General features: G+C 40.4%; 15 protein-coding genes. 3 read left to right on the top strand and 12 right to left on the bottom strand.

Translation table 11 applies throughout. The annotated features are described in order from the left end of the window. Positions 1 to 81: 81 nt before the first annotated feature. From QTN47_RS04100 to QTN47_RS04090, 3 genes are all read right to left on the bottom strand, one after another. A complete protein-coding gene (locus QTN47_RS04100; RefSeq protein ID WP_369328050.1) occupies positions 82 to 1032 on the bottom strand; it encodes a hypothetical protein in 951 nt (316 codons plus the stop codon). Positions 1033 to 1164: 132 nt separating this feature from the next. Next, entirely contained in the window at positions 1165 to 2592 is a 1428-nt protein-coding gene (locus tag QTN47_RS04095) for a porin family protein (protein ID WP_369328049.1), read from the bottom strand. Between the two features lie 2 nt (positions 2593 to 2594). Beyond that, a complete protein-coding gene (locus QTN47_RS04090) occupies positions 2595 to 3074 on the bottom strand; it encodes an RNA polymerase sigma factor (RefSeq protein WP_369328048.1) in 480 nt (159 codons plus the stop codon). Between the two features lie 246 nt (positions 3075 to 3320). Between QTN47_RS04090 and QTN47_RS04085 the strand changes: the two genes are divergently transcribed. Next, positions 3321 to 3845 carry a hypothetical protein gene (locus QTN47_RS04085; protein WP_369328047.1) on the top strand — a complete coding sequence of 175 codons (525 nt, stop codon included), beginning with the start codon at positions 3321 to 3323 and terminating at the stop codon, positions 3843 to 3845. An 86-nt stretch (positions 3846 to 3931) separates the two neighbouring features. Here the strand turns inward: QTN47_RS04085 and QTN47_RS04080 are convergent, their stop codons facing one another. The 6 genes from QTN47_RS04080 to QTN47_RS04055 form a co-directional block, all read right to left on the bottom strand. Then, a complete protein-coding gene (locus QTN47_RS04080) occupies positions 3932 to 4603 on the bottom strand; it encodes a DUF5683 domain-containing protein (RefSeq protein WP_369328046.1) in 672 nt (223 codons plus the stop codon). 771 nt (positions 4604 to 5374) lie between these two features. After that, entirely contained in the window at positions 5375 to 6091 is a 717-nt protein-coding gene (gene dapB / locus QTN47_RS04075) for a 4-hydroxy-tetrahydrodipicolinate reductase (RefSeq protein WP_369328045.1), read from the bottom strand. A gap of 177 nt (positions 6092 to 6268) precedes the next feature. Next, the gene (locus tag QTN47_RS04070) at positions 6269 to 6940 is read right to left on the bottom strand and encodes a DUF5683 domain-containing protein (protein ID WP_369328044.1); all 672 of its coding nucleotides are present in this window, start codon (positions 6938 to 6940) and stop codon (positions 6269 to 6271) included. A 15-nt stretch (positions 6941 to 6955) separates the two neighbouring features. Continuing rightward, positions 6956 to 7888, bottom strand: a complete 933-nt coding sequence (locus tag QTN47_RS04065) for a ParB/RepB/Spo0J family partition protein (RefSeq protein WP_369328043.1) — start codon at positions 7886 to 7888, stop codon at positions 6956 to 6958. A gap of 181 nt (positions 7889 to 8069) precedes the next feature. Further along, complete coding sequence (locus tag QTN47_RS04060) at positions 8070 to 8870, bottom strand: ParA family protein (RefSeq protein WP_369328042.1); 801 nt, start codon at positions 8868 to 8870, stop codon at positions 8070 to 8072. A gap of 70 nt (positions 8871 to 8940) precedes the next feature. After that, positions 8941 to 9627 (bottom strand): metal-dependent hydrolase, encoded by a 687-nt coding sequence (locus tag QTN47_RS04055; protein WP_369328041.1) that lies wholly within the window; start codon positions 9625 to 9627, stop codon positions 8941 to 8943. Between the two features lie 318 nt (positions 9628 to 9945). On the opposite strand from QTN47_RS04055, the gene QTN47_RS04050 reads away from it, so the two are divergent. Continuing rightward, positions 9946 to 11193 (top strand): metallophosphoesterase, encoded by a 1248-nt coding sequence (locus QTN47_RS04050; protein WP_369328040.1) that lies wholly within the window; start codon positions 9946 to 9948, stop codon positions 11191 to 11193. Between the two features lie 197 nt (positions 11194 to 11390). On the opposite strand, the gene QTN47_RS04045 is transcribed toward QTN47_RS04050, so the two are convergent. Next, the gene (locus QTN47_RS04045; protein ID WP_369328039.1) at positions 11391 to 12749 is read right to left on the bottom strand and encodes a HAMP domain-containing sensor histidine kinase; all 1359 of its coding nucleotides are present in this window, start codon (positions 12747 to 12749) and stop codon (positions 11391 to 11393) included. Beyond that, complete coding sequence (locus tag QTN47_RS04040) at positions 12746 to 13444, bottom strand: response regulator transcription factor (protein ID WP_369328038.1); 699 nt, start codon at positions 13442 to 13444, stop codon at positions 12746 to 12748. Before QTN47_RS04040 ends, QTN47_RS04045 begins: the two co-directional genes overlap by 4 nt. 54 nt (positions 13445 to 13498) lie before the next feature. Here QTN47_RS04040 and QTN47_RS04035 point away from each other — a divergent pair, with 54 nt between their 5' ends. Next, entirely contained in the window at positions 13499 to 15223 is a 1725-nt protein-coding gene (locus tag QTN47_RS04035) for a M14 family metallopeptidase (protein ID WP_369328037.1), read from the top strand. A 178-nt stretch (positions 15224 to 15401) separates the two neighbouring features. On the opposite strand, the gene QTN47_RS04030 is transcribed toward QTN47_RS04035, so the two are convergent. After that, a complete protein-coding gene (locus QTN47_RS04030; RefSeq protein ID WP_369328036.1) occupies positions 15402 to 16217 on the bottom strand; it encodes an alpha/beta hydrolase in 816 nt (271 codons plus the stop codon). Between the last annotated feature and the right edge of the window lie 14 nt (positions 16218 to 16231).

The raw sequence follows: 16231 nt of genomic DNA, 5'->3' as shown, positions 1-16231 counted from the left end.
CTATAAAACAAAAAAGCCCTGTCATCCCCCAAAATGACAAGGCTAAAAACACCTCACAAATACAAGTTATTTATTGCAATGCTACAAGGCAGCAAGAAAATCTATAATATCTTTTTTGCTCTTAACCACAGGCTGCAATTCAATTACCGCATCAGCCGTAACAACCGTGTCTTTTGCTCCTATGTAAAGATCCGTTCCGATAAGAGAAATGCTTACAATTATTACTTTTTTATCAAGCGGAACCTTATGTGTATAAAAATACCTGTTAGGCACATCAGCACTCATCCGCAGCACTGACCACTGATCTTTAAACACAATGAAAACAGCTGTATTGATATTGGTAAAATTAACCGGAAGTACTGCATTTAGCTTTGTTGAAGGCACCGTACTGTCGGCAAACTTGTCACAATTGATCCAACCTATATTCTTTGGGAAGATATTATAACCCGACAATGCACCATCCTGCCACAAATCAATGCGGGATGAATCGGTTGCCGGAACCCAATTAAATCCATCTGTTGCATTTACAGATGTGTCTCCGTAAAAAACCTTCATTTTCTTATCCAACTCCTGACTGACATATTTAACAGAAATACGCACAGCATCCGATACGTGCAATTCCTGCCCGTCTTTTACAATTTTTATGTGAAAAGCACCACCACTAACCAGCACATAATTATCGCTTACAGTAGGCTTGCCAAAGCGAACCATATCACCTTTTGATTTAAGGAAGATGGCCTCAACTATAATTTTACCGGAAACTGTCTCTTTTGTACAATTTGCAGGAAAGATGATCACAGCATTTTCTGCACAATGCAAAACACCGCCTGTACTTATATCAAACGAGTCCACAACAGGCGGTGATGAAAGAAGGGATAATAAAGCATTAACGGGAGCGTCGTTACTGATTGATGCCTTCCACGAAGTGTCGTTCTGCGGATTATTCGGATAAGCCACAAACTCATTGGATGCTTCTTTGGCACAGCCTGCCAGCAAAAAGACAATAAATGAGTATAAGAAAATCCGCTTCATATATCTTGTAAAAAATTGATAGTTTAACCACATGTAACCAACACGATATTTTTTAAGATTGACATAGCTTATCGTTGCCCAAACATGTGGTATCAAATAGATAACTACTCACTTTAAATCGTTGCCTGTGCTTTAAAATTTATATTTTAAACCCAGCGACAAGCCTCCCACGTTAATCTTTTGCGTAAAGGGCGCCGACGATTTTGTCATATTGCCCAATCTGTATTGCAAATAAGGTTCTGCAAACAATGATGCTCGTTCTGATAGTTTTCTTGATAATCCCACACCGAAATACAAGCTTAATCCCATGTTATTCTTGTACGGATCAAAATCTTTTATACTGCTTGCATTATAAAATGTATCGACAATAGAGCCGTTGTACCACGAATGAAGATTGAAGATTACACCGGCCGAAAAAGCCGCTTTAAACTTATCTCCATTGGTTTCGTACCCGACCAGCACCGGTAATTCAAGACTCGAGTAGTGATTATTAACAGTCACCGTGCTATAGCCTATCATACGGGCCATGCTTACACTCACAAATGAATTAACGGCACCTGCATCGGTCGTGATATACCTTTGCACCGTTACCGGCACATCCCTGTACACATTTGGTGTATTGTATGTAAATTTTTGATTGACCTGGGTGTATTGCAGACCTGACTTTATAAAAAAGTGATCGTTCAATTTTTGTGTGAGTCGAAAGCCTGCATTGAATGATATTGATGATTTTTCTGCTGCATTTTTTTCAGAAACATAATTTTCATACCCTGCTTTTGCATCAGTTTTCTGCCAGCTATAAGCAGGAGAAGCATATACTTCTATAAACCTGTCCTTCGATGTTGATGTGGACTGTTTTTCCTTCTTCTTGGTTACCGCAGTTTCTGTAGTTTGTTTTTGTGTAGAAGGCACAGCTTTATTGGCTACCACAGCATTACCCGCAGCCGTGTCAACGCCCAATACTGTTTGATCATTGCTTGTTTTTGCTGTAACATCAGACGCATTCAATTCATTTTTTTCGTCAATGCTCTTTGCTTTTTCTGCATTGCCAGGCACCTGAGTATGGGCTTCTGCATCTTTTATCAACGCCGGGTTGTCCCTGCCATAAGATTTTGCGATTGTGCTTTTATCGTTGGCTTGCAATTTAGTTTTTCCGGCAGGGGCATTTACTGCGGCAATGCCGGCCCGTTTGTCACTTGCCGTATTTTCTTCAGCCGCTTTATTTTCAGATGAGTTATTGTTGTTTGTATCTGTAGAAACCAATGAATCTGTTTGTGTAGAATTTAAATCATTCGCATTTGTTTTTGTTTGATCTTTTTCTTGTGTTGATTGATGTTTTCCTGCCAGCTGGCCGTTGCGCTGCCCATGTTGCTGCTGCATAAAGTACCCCCCGGTAGCTATTCCGATAAACAGTACCGCCGCGAGCGTCCACCACAGGAATGGGCGCCTCCTGTCGTCATCAACCCGTCGCTGTATCTTACTCCAGCTGTCCTCCGGCACATGACTTTCAAAGTCGTGCAACTTTCGCCGGAAAAACTCGTCAAATTCGTTCTCTGTCATAACTATACGGCAATTTTTTGAAATAATTTTATCTGGTCCTGCAACATGCGCCTGGCTTTTACCAACTGACTGCGACTTGTTCCAGGTTGAATATTCAGCATTTTCGCGATCTCTTCATGACTGTATCCTTCAATGGCATTCAGGTTAAATACAAGCCTGTATCCATCCGGCAACGCGTTTATCATCTTCAACAACTCTTCTTCACTAAGATTTGTCAGCGCATACGATTCCGTATGTGCGGAGCCTTCAACCACATCATTCAATTCATTAAACCTTATCTTTCTTTTGTTGATTACTTTCAGTGCAGTAGTTACTACAATTCTTCTTATCCAACCTTCGAAGGATCCTTCGTTCTTGTATTGGGCTATGTATGTGAACACTCTTATAAAGGCTTCCTGTAGAATATCTTCCGCTTCAGCGTGGTCGCAGGCATATCGCAGGCAGACAGTCATCATCTTGCCGGCATATGTGTTAAACAGCATACGCTGGCAGCTTGCATCCTTCTGAATGCACCCTTTAATCATCTCCTGCTCCGTCAAATAAATTCAGTTTTAAAACATCTACGTGAAAAAGATACCATCCTCGCACAAAACGTTGCCTGCAAGGTAAAATTGTATTGAATTTCAACGCTGTCCGCCGGGTAATTTTAACGCCGCTCTTCACAAAAACATGGCATAATATTTAGAACAGGCATAAGAGAGACAATTTTACATATAAAATTTTTTAGCATGAAGCGCACGTTAATTCAATCATCCTGTTTATTTCTCCTGTTATTTTTTGGCTTTTCCATGCAAAAACTGAACGCTCAAAAGCTCGTTTTTCTTTTCGGGCATGGCATTTACGATGCGCCAACCGGCTCGATGGCTAATTATTACAATTATGGATTAGGTGTAGAGGGCGGCGTTGGTATAGGCCTAAATAAAACATTTCTCACAGGCACTATTGGTTATACAAACTTTTTCAACAAGAGTGGAAGCCCAGCGGGGGATCTTAAATATGTACCTATAAAAGTCGGCCTGAGGCATTACCTTGTCACAAAACTATTGTTCTTTAACCTGAATGCGGGCGTTGCCAGCGTCGACAACAAGCTGATGAGTGGATCTGCCCGGTTTACCGCTGATGCAGGCCTTGGAGCAAAGGTCGGACCGTTAGATCTTGGAATTAATTATGATGGATTTGCCGGAACCAACGGCGTTTCTTCAGGTTGGAATTCGTGGTTTTCATTTAAGGCAGGGTTCAGGATCGGGCTTTGACGTTGTACGTTATAAGTTTTACGTTATACGTTTATCGAAGCGAAGTAGAATTAGCTAGTTGATGCTTTAAATTTTGGGCGTTTCCCCTATCTAATTAACCATTGCTTGGGTGAAGAGTTTTTCCAATTAAATGCGAATGTGAGTCCAGGCGAGTTGGTGGCAATGTCAAAAGCAGGCTGCACACTAATGCTTAAATCTTCAGTTACATCAAACTCCTTTAAATGTCCGAAAACCGTTGCGTCTACAACGTTCAGTCCCCAGGCAATTACAAAGAATACAATCGAATAATCCCTGTTTCGCCTAAACTCATTACGATAATTTTGCAACGAGTTGAGATCTATAGGTAATCCGGTTCGGTTGCTAATTAAAGCTGGATCAATTTCATCATACCGATTATATTCCTTATTTACGACAATTGTATAAGCTTTTCTTGTTTTTTTATACCATTGATTATAGTATAAAAATGTATAAGTAGGAATACCGATAGCAGCATATACAATAGGAATTTTCCAATATTCTTTGTTGTAGGCTTGTCCCCATCCGGGCAACACAGCAGAACGTCTTGTGGCTTTATGTGGATTGTGATGCTTTACAACTGGGAAGTCATTTTTATTATTTGCAGCGTTTTCTGATTTAATTGGAGCTTTAATGCTACTATCGAACTCATTAGTTTGCTTAAGCTGTTGTCTGCTTTCCTGGGCATTGATATACAGCATGGAAATAAATAACAATATAGACAGGGTCAAGCGCATCTTCATGAAATAATACAACTTGTTTAATTAGCTATACTTGAGACTATACTGCCATATCCTTTTTTACTATGTGGCAGCTTTACTTCGCTTCCCAAGAATAAGACAAGTTGCCCCGTATGCCTTGATAAATAAATGATATATGTCATTTTATCAAACTTTAACATACTTATTTTCAATATTATAATCTTTTAGATGGAATTGCTATGACACTAAGAGATTGACAATAATGTGAAGCTTTATGAAACATTAAGTCAATCAACACTTATTTCAACAAATTCTTTGAGTGATTTTTGGATTTCTCCACCTTTCTGATAGGGTGAGCGATTGACGCCACAGATTCTTTATTACAGAAACTCTATGAATAATCATACGATTTTAAATCCAATTTTATATCCGGCAGTAAACAGTGGAGCTTATCTAACTCTTTATTTTTTCGGTTCGCCGATTTCTTTTCTGCCCGGTTTACCGCTGATGCAGGCCTTGGAGCAAAGGTCGGACCGTTAGATCTTGGAATTAATTATGATGGATTTGCCGGAACCAACGGCGTTTCTTCAGGTTGGAATTCGTGGTTTTCATTTAAGGCGGGGTTCAGGATCGGGCTTTGACGTTGTACGTTATAAGTTTTACGTTATACGTTTATCGAAGCGAAGTATTAAAATAAAAAACTTGCCTGAAGGCAAGTTTTTTATTTATTCATTTAAACCCTTTTTTATAAAGTATGGGCATCTGTATTTCCTTCATTCGCACATCTGCACATTTACTCATTCGCACATTCACTTACAGTCCCAACACCTCTTTCATGCTATAAATACCCTTCTTCCCTACCAGGAATTCTGCCGCTAATACGGCGCCGCCGGCAAAGCCCTTGCGGTTATGGGCGGTGTGAATGATTTCAATATCGTCAATAGCAGAGCGATACTTGATCTTGTGTGTGCCAGGAGCAGGATCTACTCTTTCGCTGATTATTTCCAGATCATCCACGTTATCGCTAATATGGTTAACCCATTGCTTTTTGTTTTTAAAAGCCTGCATAACACCCTCGGCCAGTGTGATGGCAGTACCGCTTGGCGAATCTTTTTTCTGCGTATGATGAATCTCCTCCAGCATTACATCGTATTCCTGGTGTGGCTGCATCATTTTAGCGAGGTATTTGTTCAGTTCGAAAAATATGTTCACTCCCACACTATAATTGCTTGCATAAAGAAGTGCACCATTTTTATCCTCACATTTTTCTTTTACCTCGTTCCAGTGTTCAAGCCAGCCTGTTGAGCCGCTAACTACCGGAACGCCAAACTCCAGGCACTTTTTAATATTTTCAACTGCACTGTGCGGACTTGTAAATTCAATTGCAACATCCGCTTTCTTAAGATTGTCAGCAGTAAAATCACCCTGATTGTCAGCATCAATTTTCAACACTATTTCATGGCCTTTTTCCAATGCAATTTCTTCAATGGCTTTACCCATTTTGCCGTATCCAATAAGCGCAATTTTCATATTCAATTCGTTTAAGAGCTGAAAGCAATTAATGAGCTATCAGCTTTGGTATAAATATTTTAAGTACGAGTTACGAAGTACGAAGTACCTAATCACAATCTTGTTTCCTTAAATCTAACAGGCTCAACTTGTCATCACCGCCCACATTGTCAATTTTCAACTGTCAATTTTCAATTCCTACTTAACTATCCACTGCTTCGGAACCGGATTTTTGAAATTGAATGCAAATGTAAGTCCCGGTGCCTTTGTATTAAAATCGTAAGCTGGCTTTACCCGCATACTAAGGTCTTCGCTGATATCGAATTCTTTTAAATGCGCAAAAACGGTCGCATCTACCACATTCAATCCCCACGCTATCATAAAAAAGATGATTGAATAATCTCTGTTCCTTCTAAATTCATTACGGTAGTTCTGCAACGCATTCGCGTCAATAGGCAGGCCGGTTTCTTTGTTGATCAATGCAGGATCTATCTCGTCATAACGGTCATATTCCTTATTAACAACAATGCTGTACGCATCCCGCGTTTTTTTATACCATTCGTTATTGTACAGAAATGTATAAGTGGGAATTCCAATAGCAGCATAAACAATAGGAATCTTCCAGTACTCTTTATTGTATGCCTGCCCCCAACCGGGAATAATGGCGGAGCGCCTTGTGGCTTTGTGGGGATCGTGATGTTTTTTTACGACAATAGAATCTTTTTTTACACCAACAATGCTATCGGCTTTAATATTAGCCTGCTTTGTCGTGTCAAAAGTATTTGTTTGTCCAAGCTGCTGTTTAGCATCCTGCGCGTTTACGCGCAGAACGAGCGTAATCAATATCAATAAAATAAAATGGATCTTCATGAAATGCTACGCTTATTAGCTGGCTTGCACACTCATAAGGTCAAGAAGTTTATTCAATTCTTCCAATGAGTAATACTCAAGGGTTATGCTTCCATAACCTTTTTTGTTATGCGCCAGTTTAACTTTAGTTCCAAAATGAGAAGCTAAATTATCCTGTATTCTTTTGTAAGCAGGAGGCAGATCTGATTTTGGTGCAACTTTAACATCCTTATTTTCAGCCTTATATAAGTTGCGAACCAATTCTTCTGTCTGGCGAACACTCAGTCCTTTGTTCTTTATTTCGTTAAAAACATACAGTTGTTTGTCAACTGTATCTATGTTGATCAGCGCTCTCGCATGGCCCATACTCATCGTTCCATTGCGCACACCAAGTTGAATATCCGGTGGTAATTTGAGTAAGCGTATATAGTTGGTTACAGTACTCCTTTCTTTGCCCATGCGTTCGGCAACCTGCTCCTGCGTATAAGTCAGTTCGTCCATCATACGCTTGTAGCTCAGGCCAATCTCAATAGCATTCAGGTCTTCACGCTGCAGGTTTTCCAACAACGCCAGTTCCAGCAATTCGGCGTCATTTGCCTGTCGGATATATGCAGGCACATCTTTTATACCGGCAATCTTTGATGCCCTGAAACGGCGTTCCCCTGCAATAAGCTGGTATTTACCGTTGGCTAATCTTGAAACAGTAAGTGGCTGAATAATATCGTGCAACTTAATTGATGCGGCCAGTTCATTTAATGCCTGTTCGTCGAAGTCTTTACGGGGGTTCTTAGGGTTTATTTCAATTTCAGTAAGAGCTATGCGTGTTACGCCTGTAGCCTGCTCCACAACCGAGTTCTTTAAATTACCGGTTGTAGTTTTTAAATCAGCATCTATATTTTGTAATAAAGACCTTATGCCTTTACCTAATAACTCTTTATTTTGTTTGGGTGCGCTCATTTCTTTTTTCATAATTTGTACATCAACTTCTAAACGGCTTGTTTCATTTTCACGGTGCAAAAGTAAATCCCAGGGGTTATATCGCAATATTATTTGGAATTTCGCCATTCCGGCTGCGAATTGCAGTCCGCAGCCCTTGCTTATGAATCAAACAACATTCATTCCATAAGCGGCTAAGTAACACTGCTTTGTTCTACTCGATGATCCGTTCTTCGTTGGTCATCTTTGTGAGATTATTCTTTTGCAAAATTTCTTTTGCCAGGTTCAGATAGTTAACTGAACCCTTACTTTCAGCGTCATACAATATTACCGGCTTGCCAACGCTGGGAGCCTCACTCAGCCTGGTATTGCGATGTACAATTGTATCAAATACCATTTCATCAAAATGCCTTCTTACTTCGCTTACTACCTGGTTGCACAAGCGCAAACGGCCGTCATACATGGTCATCAGAATACCTTCAATTTGTAAATCCGGGTTTAAACGGCTTTGAACGATCTTTATAGTATTCAATAACTTACCCAAACCTTCCAGGGCAAAGAACTCACATTGTACAGGTACAATAACACTATTTGCGGCTACAAGCGCATTAACAGTTATAAGACCCAACGAGGGTGAACAATCGATAATAATGAAGTCATACTGATCCTTAACCGGATCAAGTATATTTTTCATTACCATTTCCCTGTTGGGATAATTGATCATTTCAATCTCAGCTCCAACAAGGTCAATGTGTGAAGGGATCAGATCTAAATTAGGAATCTCACTTTTCAATATCACATCTGAAGCAGTGGCATTGTTCACCATACAGTCATACAAGCTGCTTGTAATATTGTGCAGATCGAATCCAACACCAGTAGTGCTGTTGGCCTGAGGATCTGCATCCACCAGCAAAGTCCTGTACTCCAGAACAGCAAAACTTGCGGCCACGTTAATGGCCGAGGTGGTTTTTCCTACACCTCCCTTCTGATTTGCTACGCCTATTATTCTTGCCATATTTTTATCCTTATTCCCTTTGAAGGATTTTGATGTTGTTGCTTTTTCCCGAATAATTAACCCCGATTCATTAAAAGCTGATGGTTTCCAGCGGAGCCGGCAGCAAAAGCTTTTTTCCGGCAGCTTTAAAATCATCCTCCGCTTTTTGGGTATCAATCTTAATTATTCCAAAAGTGCCATGGTGCACACCAACAATAGTATCACATTTTATAAACTCACTGGCCTTTAGTGCATCTGTTGCATCCATGGTAAAATGACCGCCAACCGGCAAAACAGCAAATTGCAGTTTGGCCCAAAGCGGAATTAATTGCATATCCAGCGTAAGAGCCGTATCACCGGCAAAATAAAAATCGCCCTCCTCTGTGTTAAATACAAAACCCAGCGGATTGCCACCATAACTTCCGTCCGGCAGGGACGAAGAGTGCACAGCATTAACACCTCTTACTTTTCCGAAACTAAAATCATGCGATACCGGGCCGCCATGATTCATATGGATTGTGTTGGTTACGCCTTGTCTTTCCAGCCATCCCATTACTTCGGGATTTCCCACGCACAGCGCACCCGTTCTTTTTGCAATTCCTGCAGCATCGGCCACATGATCGCCGTGACCATGAGATAAAAACACGAAATCCGCCCCGATGCTATTCACGTCAATCCCCTGCGCAGCTGGATTGCCTGTAATAAACGGATCGAACAAAATTCTTTTTCCTTTTATTTCAACAGCAAAACAAGAATGTGCATAGAACGTAAGTTTCATCGGATTATTTTTTAATGTATACCTGCCATTTTTTTAGCAGCTATATTTTCAAAGGCAGCAAAAATAATTTTTCGTGCCCACTTAGCGAAACAATATTATTCTTTTAGCAGTATAGATAAGCATAATTTTACCCACATTTTTGGCAGATTTGGCTGACACCCTTGTCGCCGTAGTCCCAGCATCGGATGTCCGGGCAAGATGGCTTCGGAAATTGGCGTCGTTAATCTGACCATTACCAAAAGCATTGTCCGTTAGTGGATTTTAGCCATCTTTCAACACGATTTTGCTTTATTTTTACTCATCACTGAAATTTTTCTTATGCGTAGCAAAGGAGGTCTCTGGATTTTTCTATTCATTTTACTGCTGCTGGATCTATATATTTTTTCTGCCATTCGTTCATTAACTCAAAATGCTGGCGAAAAAACAAGGATAATCATCTATTCGGTTTACTGGGTCATTTCGGGGGCCGCGCTTATCACAATCATGCTCTTCCCCTACTGGCAGTGGCTGCAGACTCATCGTTTTTTCAGAAATTATGTTTTTGCAATTCTTGTCGGACTTTTCCTGGCAAAAGTGGTGGCGACAGTATTTTTTTTGGTTGACGACGTCAGGCGTGGCGCCCTTTGGTTGATGACTAAAATATTTTCAACAACCGGTGCCCACGTGGTTGAACCAGGAAACAAACTTGGCCGCTCCACTTTTTTAAGCTGGCTGGGCCTTATTGTTGGTGGTGGTTTATTCTCCAGCCTGATGTATGGTTTTTCCAACAAGTACAACTACCACGTAAAAAAAGTAAAACTGGCATTCAAAAATCTTCCTTCATCATTTAAGGGATTGAAGATTGTTCATATAAGCGATATACACAGCGGAAGCTTCAATGATAAACATGCGGTTAGCCATGGGGTTGACCTGATTTTGCAACAAAATGCCGATCTGATACTATTTACAGGTGACCTGGTAAATGACAGAGCCGAAGAGATGACTGATTACATGGATGTGTTCAGCAGATTAAAAGCGCCACTGGGTGTGTTTAGCACATTGGGCAATCACGATTACGGCGATTACGTTCAATGGCCCAGCAAGGAAGCCAAAATTGAAAACCTGGAAAGATTAAAGAATGTACACAAGGATCTGGGATGGCGTTTGCTTATGAATGAACATATCCCTCTCGAAAAAAACGGTGAATCTATTGCGTTAATTGGCATTGAAAACTGGAGCAGCAAAGCCAATTTCGCTAAATATGGAAAAATGGACCAGGCCTACCCGGGTTCTGAAAAATATCCTTTTAAGATTTTAATGAGTCATGACCCGAGCCATTGGGATGCCGAAGTGAGGGTTAAATATCCGGATATTGACCTGATGCTTGCAGGTCATACGCATGGCATGCAGTTCGGTGTGGAAAATCATTATTTCAAGTGGAGCCCTGTACAGTGGGTATATAAACAATGGGCCGGCCTATATCGTGAAGGATCACAAAAATTATATGTAAACCGCGGTTACGGATTTATTGGTTATCCCGGCCGTGTGGGCATTTTGCCGGAGATCACGTTGATCGAGCTGGCTTAAAAGCAGATCGCTGATGTCTGATTTTTTGATCTCGGATCTTACGTTTTGCATAAGTTTCAAACAAATATTTGAAGATTTTCTATTGCAAATTAAAGGAAGTGATAGAGCCTTTTCGGCAGTTAGTGTTTCTCAAATAAACATTAACAGGTTACACCTAAGTAGCTGATAGCTGATAGCTCACAGCTGACACCTATTAGCTACTTAGCGAATGAAACCCTAAAACAGTTTTTGCCGTTTTGTATTGAATAAGTGATTTCTCCTTTATGTACGTTAACTATTCTGTTAACGATTGGCAAACCAAGACCAAAGCCTTTTTCCCTTTGTGAATTACTTCCACGGAAGAAAGGGATAAATAAACGAGACTGTTCTGTTTCCGTAAGGGTTTGCCCCGTATTTAGAAATGATAACGTAATATAATGCTCATCTTCTGCCAGTATTACTTCCACACTTTTATTATCGGAATAATAATAAGCATTTTTCAAAAGATTGAAAAAAGCGGAGCGCAACAAAGGCTCACTGCCGTGAATGGAGAGCGAAAGTTCATCTTCCGGAACAGTGAGGAAATCGACGGTTATATTAATATCAGCGAAGGATTTCTTTACAAAAGCAATGGCTTCATAAAGAATCTCATCAAGCCTGATTACATTCCACTCCTTATTGTGCGTGATACGCTCGTATTGAGAAAGAGTAAGCAGTGAATTCGTAAGATCAATCATGTTCTGCTGGTCTTCTTTTAAAGACAGCAACACTTTATTGAAGTCACCGTTATCCAGATCTCTTCGCAAAGCCGACTCCGTTTGAGACAGCATACTTGCCAGGGGCGTTCTTAATTCGTGAGATGCGTGATGCACAAAGCTTTTCTGCGTCTCAAAAGATTTGTCCAACCGGTCAAGCATATCGTTAAAGTTAGACACGATCAGTTTCAGCTCTTCATAACTGTCACCTACATTAATACGCTCCTTTAAATTATTGGCAGAGATGCTATCCATCTGGTTGCCCAGCTTTACCAAAGGTTTGATTGCCTGGTTAGCGTATACAAATGCTGCAAAAGCAGCAAGCACAATGCCGCCCAGCAACACTCCTCCCATGATAAGTCTTAGTTTCTCAAGTCTTCCCTTTCCGTTTAAATCCCAGCCGGATGCTATAAATATGCAGTTTTGGTCCTTAAAGTAAATCCCGACATTTTCTCTTTCACCATCTTCAAATTCAAAAGACGGCCGACGCTTTATTTCATCCAATAACTGCGAAGAAGGCCTTTTTACAAAAAGTGAATCCGGATTTCTGTAAAAAATTGAGCCGGTACTATCTACCCCAATCACATATACATCTGCAAAATAGCCCGCAGGGTATCGCTCCACCTGATCCTGCACGCGCGCAGGCAGGCTGTCGATTTTAAACTCATGCTGGTAGGTTCCCCACACCTTGGACCAAAGCCTGTTGGTATATGCTTCTTTCCGCGTATTGGCGTAAAGCAGATAGATTACACTAATACACGAAATAAGAACAACCGAAACCAGTAAACATAATAATAAAGTAAACTTGAGTTTTAAATTCATGAAAGCGATGTTTCTCTTACATAATAACCGAAGCCTGGTTTGGTATGTATTAATTTGGTTTCAAAAGGTTTGTCAACCTTGTTCCGTAAAAAGCTAATGTATACTTCAATAGTATTGGTACCAGTATCAAAACTCAAATCCCACACCTTTTCCAGGATATCCTGTTTTGCAATCACTTTTCCTTTATTCTTACACAACAATACCAGTAATGCAAATTCTTTTGCAGTAAGATTAATGTTTTTGCCTCCCCTTGTCACAGTTTTATTTTCCATGTCAATCTCCAGGTCAGCAACAGTTACTTTTTCCGCAGGTTCGCTTGCAGCATCGGCTCTTTTCAGAAACACCTTAATGCGTGCAAACAATTCATCGAAATGGAAAGGCTTTACTATATAGTCATCAGCGCCCAGGTTAAAAGCATCCATCTTATCCTGCAGTTCACCTAAAGCGGTGAGCATAATAATAGGAACGTTCTTGTTAAGGGTTCTGAATTCTTTACACAATGCCAGACCGTTTTTGTAGGGCAGGTTGATGTCCAATATGACAAGGGAATAGTTATGCTGTCTAAACATCTTTTCGGCAATCAATCCATCATAAGCAACATCGGCATGGTATCCCTGGCGGGCTAGCTCATCCTGCATAACCTGGCTAAGTTTAGGTTCATCCTCAGCTAAAAGAATACGGTAAGTGTTTTCCATTATTTTTACCTGATTTTATATAAGAAATATTTAAGGAAAATTAAATACAATTTAATGAAAAAAACGATTTTAACATTATCTATTTTCTTTATACACTTTTTACATGCACAAAGCCCATTAACAACTTTTGAAAAAAGCTCCGGAAAACAAACAGTTACATATTCTGATTGCATTAAGTTCTATCACGCTTTATCTGCCAGTTTTGGTAGCTTAAAAATAACTAAAAAAAACATTACAGACGCAGGCTTACCCTTACATTTATTGATTTACAGTTCGGATAAGCAATTTGATCCCAGCAAATGGCACCAGCAGGGCAAGATTGTAATGCTTATAAACAATGGCATACATCCCGGTGAACCTGATGGCATAGATGCCAGCATGATGTTGTTGCGCGATGCCTGCACGGGAGCAATTAAAGTTCCACCAAATGTAGTATTGGCCGTTATACCTATTTATAATATCGGAGGAAGTCTTAACCGCAACACTTATTCCCGCGTAAACCAAGATGGACCCGAGAGCTACGGTTTCAGAGGCAATGCGCAAAACCTGGATCTGAACAGGGACTTTATTAAATGTGACAGCCGCAACGCCATTGCTTTTACACAAATATTTCACGAAGTAAACCCTGATATATTCCTGGATAACCATGTAAGTGATGGAGCAGACTATCAATATACAATGACGCTTCTCACAACTCAACACGATAAACTTGGTGGTGAAGTTGGCAAATTTTTACACGATGAGTTCGAACCAGCCCTGTACAAAGGCATGAACAAAAAGAACATGTTAATGACGCCGTACGTGAATTTTGAAGACGGAAATATGCAAAAAGGCTGGACCGCTTTTTATGACGCGCCGCGATATAGCACCGGTTATGCTACTTTGTTTCAGACTATTTCATTTATGTCCGAAACCCATATGCTAAAACCTTTTAAAGACAGGGTATTAAGTACATACGCGCTTATGCAGACAATGATTGAAGAAGCATCTAAATATGCAGATAAGATCATTGCTACAAGAAAGGCTTCTATAGAAGATGTAAAAAAACAAATGGAGTTTGCGTTAAGCTGGAAACCTGATACTGCGCGTTTTGATATGATCCGTTTTAAAGGCTACACAGGTGACAGCATTGTTAGCGCAGTTACCGGTATGAAGCGTTTATTCTATAACCATGAAAAGCCATTTGAAACAGCGGTTAAATTTTACAACTATCTCAATCCCGTAAATGTTACCACAAAAGCAAAAGCATACATTATACCGCAAGGATGGCACAATGTAACCGATCTGCTTGCATTAAACGGAGTGAAAATGCAGCAGTTAAAAACTGACACGACAATTGAAGTAGAAGCTTATCGTATAGAAGATTATAAGAGTTATCCCAAACCATTTGAAAAGCACCACCGCAATTATGATGTAAAGCTTGCCACCAGCAAACAATCGCTCCAGTTCAGACAAGGAGATTATCTAATTTATACTGGTCAGGCAACAGACCGCTATATCGTTGAAACGCTTGAACCTCAAAGCGACGACAGTTTTTTTAGCTGGAATTTTTTTGATGCCATACTACAACAAAAGGAAGGTTACAGTGACTACCGGTGGGAAGACGTAGCAGCCAAATACATTGCAGCTCACCCTGAGGTTAAGCAACTGCTGAATGAAAAAAAGCAGAAGGATAGCGTATTTGCCGCATCCGCCAAAGAGCAATTGAGATTTGTGTATACACATTCTCCGTATTACGAACCAGCGCATTTGAGATACCCGGTTTATAAGATCAATTAATTTAATTGACAGTTGAAAATTGACAATTGAAAATGAAGGTAGTGGCGCCAGCATTCTCAATTGTCAGTTCTAAGTCGTTTAGTCAGAGTTATAATATTAAGCGCTTCACACGTAGTCCTACCCAGAACCTGCAACAGAGATTAATAGTGTTTTGCAAGAGACCGGTCATTTTCAATTGTCAATTTTCAACAGAAAAACCCCATTTCAGAAACTCTGGCATCACTTTCGCCCAGGTGGCAACGTCGTGGCGGCCGTCAGGTAATTCTTTATAGCAGATCTGTTCTTCTGTATAGCCTTTGCCTTTCAATTCTTTGATAAGATCCCGCGCGTCGTCAATGCTGTCAATAATACCATTGTTGTTGCGATCCGCAGTTTCGTCAAGCGCTCCGCATTCAATAAAGAATTTCATCCAGGGATAGTAGTACCCATTGCGGACCTGCAAGTGCATCAAACGGTCTCTATCATCCGAATATCCATCCTCATAAGATCTTCTTCTCCACCATAACGCACCACTAAAAATGCCAACCTTATTGAATTCTCTGGCATGATTCCATGCAATGTCAAGGGCACTCAATCCTCCAAGAGAAAATCCCGCGAAACATTTTTCTTTGAAAGAAGCTATATTATATGATTTGCGAATCAAAGGAATAAGTTCATCAAGAATGAACTTGCTATACAATCCCGCCTTTGCGCCCAGTCCCTGGTAATCTGCACTATATGCCACACCATATTCCATTTTTCGTTCCTCGCCGCAGTGAATTCCAATACAGATAAGAGGAGAAATAGTTGAGGCTGAGATCATGTCGTCAAGCAGCGATCCAAAATCCATTGAACCAAGATCCTGCCCGTCATTGATCAGCAGCAGACTCAGGTTTTCAGGTCGAGCGATATTTTTTGGTAAATATGCATCTATCGTTATATCTCTTTCCAGAAATACGGAGTAAAAAACTTTTTGTTGCACCAGCAAACTGTTATACACACGGGTTCGCGACATTCTCATATTTCCAA

This window comes from Danxiaibacter flavus, assembly GCF_041060425.1.
Classification (GTDB): domain Bacteria; phylum Bacteroidota; class Bacteroidia; order Chitinophagales; family Chitinophagaceae; genus Danxiaibacter; species Danxiaibacter flavus.
The sequence above is the reverse complement of the archived record's forward strand: the minus strand, read 5'-3'. Positions and strand labels throughout refer to the sequence as shown.

What these genes read in the sequence shown, in the direction of transcription:
- QTN47_RS04080 (WP_369328046.1), bottom strand. Translation starts at nt 4,603, where the DNA reads ATGAAGATGCGCTTGACCCTGTCTATATTGTTATTTATTTCCATGCTG.
- QTN47_RS04060 (WP_369328042.1), bottom strand. Translation starts at nt 8,870, where the DNA reads ATGGCAAGAATAATAGGCGTAGCAAATCAGAAGGGAGGTGTAGGAAAA.
- QTN47_RS04090 (WP_369328048.1), bottom strand. Translation starts at nt 3,074, where the DNA reads ATGCTGTTTAACACATATGCCGGCAAGATGATGACTGTCTGCCTGCGA.
- QTN47_RS04045 (WP_369328039.1), bottom strand. Translation starts at nt 12,749, where the DNA reads ATGAATTTAAAACTCAAGTTTACTTTATTATTATGTTTACTGGTTTCG.
- QTN47_RS04100 (WP_369328050.1), bottom strand. Translation starts at nt 1,032, where the DNA reads ATGAAGCGGATTTTCTTATACTCATTTATTGTCTTTTTGCTGGCAGGC.
- QTN47_RS04065 (WP_369328043.1), bottom strand. Translation starts at nt 7,888, where the DNA reads ATGAAAAAAGAAATGAGCGCACCCAAACAAAATAAAGAGTTATTAGGT.
- QTN47_RS04095 (WP_369328049.1), bottom strand. Translation starts at nt 2,592, where the DNA reads ATGACAGAGAACGAATTTGACGAGTTTTTCCGGCGAAAGTTGCACGAC.
- QTN47_RS04050 (WP_369328040.1), top strand. Translation starts at nt 9,946, where the DNA reads ATGCGTAGCAAAGGAGGTCTCTGGATTTTTCTATTCATTTTACTGCTG.
- dapB (WP_369328045.1), bottom strand. Translation starts at nt 6,091, where the DNA reads ATGAAAATTGCGCTTATTGGATACGGCAAAATGGGTAAAGCCATTGAA.
- QTN47_RS04040 (WP_369328038.1), bottom strand. Translation starts at nt 13,444, where the DNA reads ATGGAAAACACTTACCGTATTCTTTTAGCTGAGGATGAACCTAAACTT.
- QTN47_RS04035 (WP_369328037.1), top strand. Translation starts at nt 13,499, where the DNA reads ATGAAAAAAACGATTTTAACATTATCTATTTTCTTTATACACTTTTTA.
- QTN47_RS04030 (WP_369328036.1), bottom strand. Translation starts at nt 16,217, where the DNA reads ATGTCGCGAACCCGTGTGTATAACAGTTTGCTGGTGCAACAAAAAGTT.
- QTN47_RS04055 (WP_369328041.1), bottom strand. Translation starts at nt 9,627, where the DNA reads ATGAAACTTACGTTCTATGCACATTCTTGTTTTGCTGTTGAAATAAAA.
- QTN47_RS04070 (WP_369328044.1), bottom strand. Translation starts at nt 6,940, where the DNA reads ATGAAGATCCATTTTATTTTATTGATATTGATTACGCTCGTTCTGCGC.
- QTN47_RS04085 (WP_369328047.1), top strand. Translation starts at nt 3,321, where the DNA reads ATGAAGCGCACGTTAATTCAATCATCCTGTTTATTTCTCCTGTTATTT.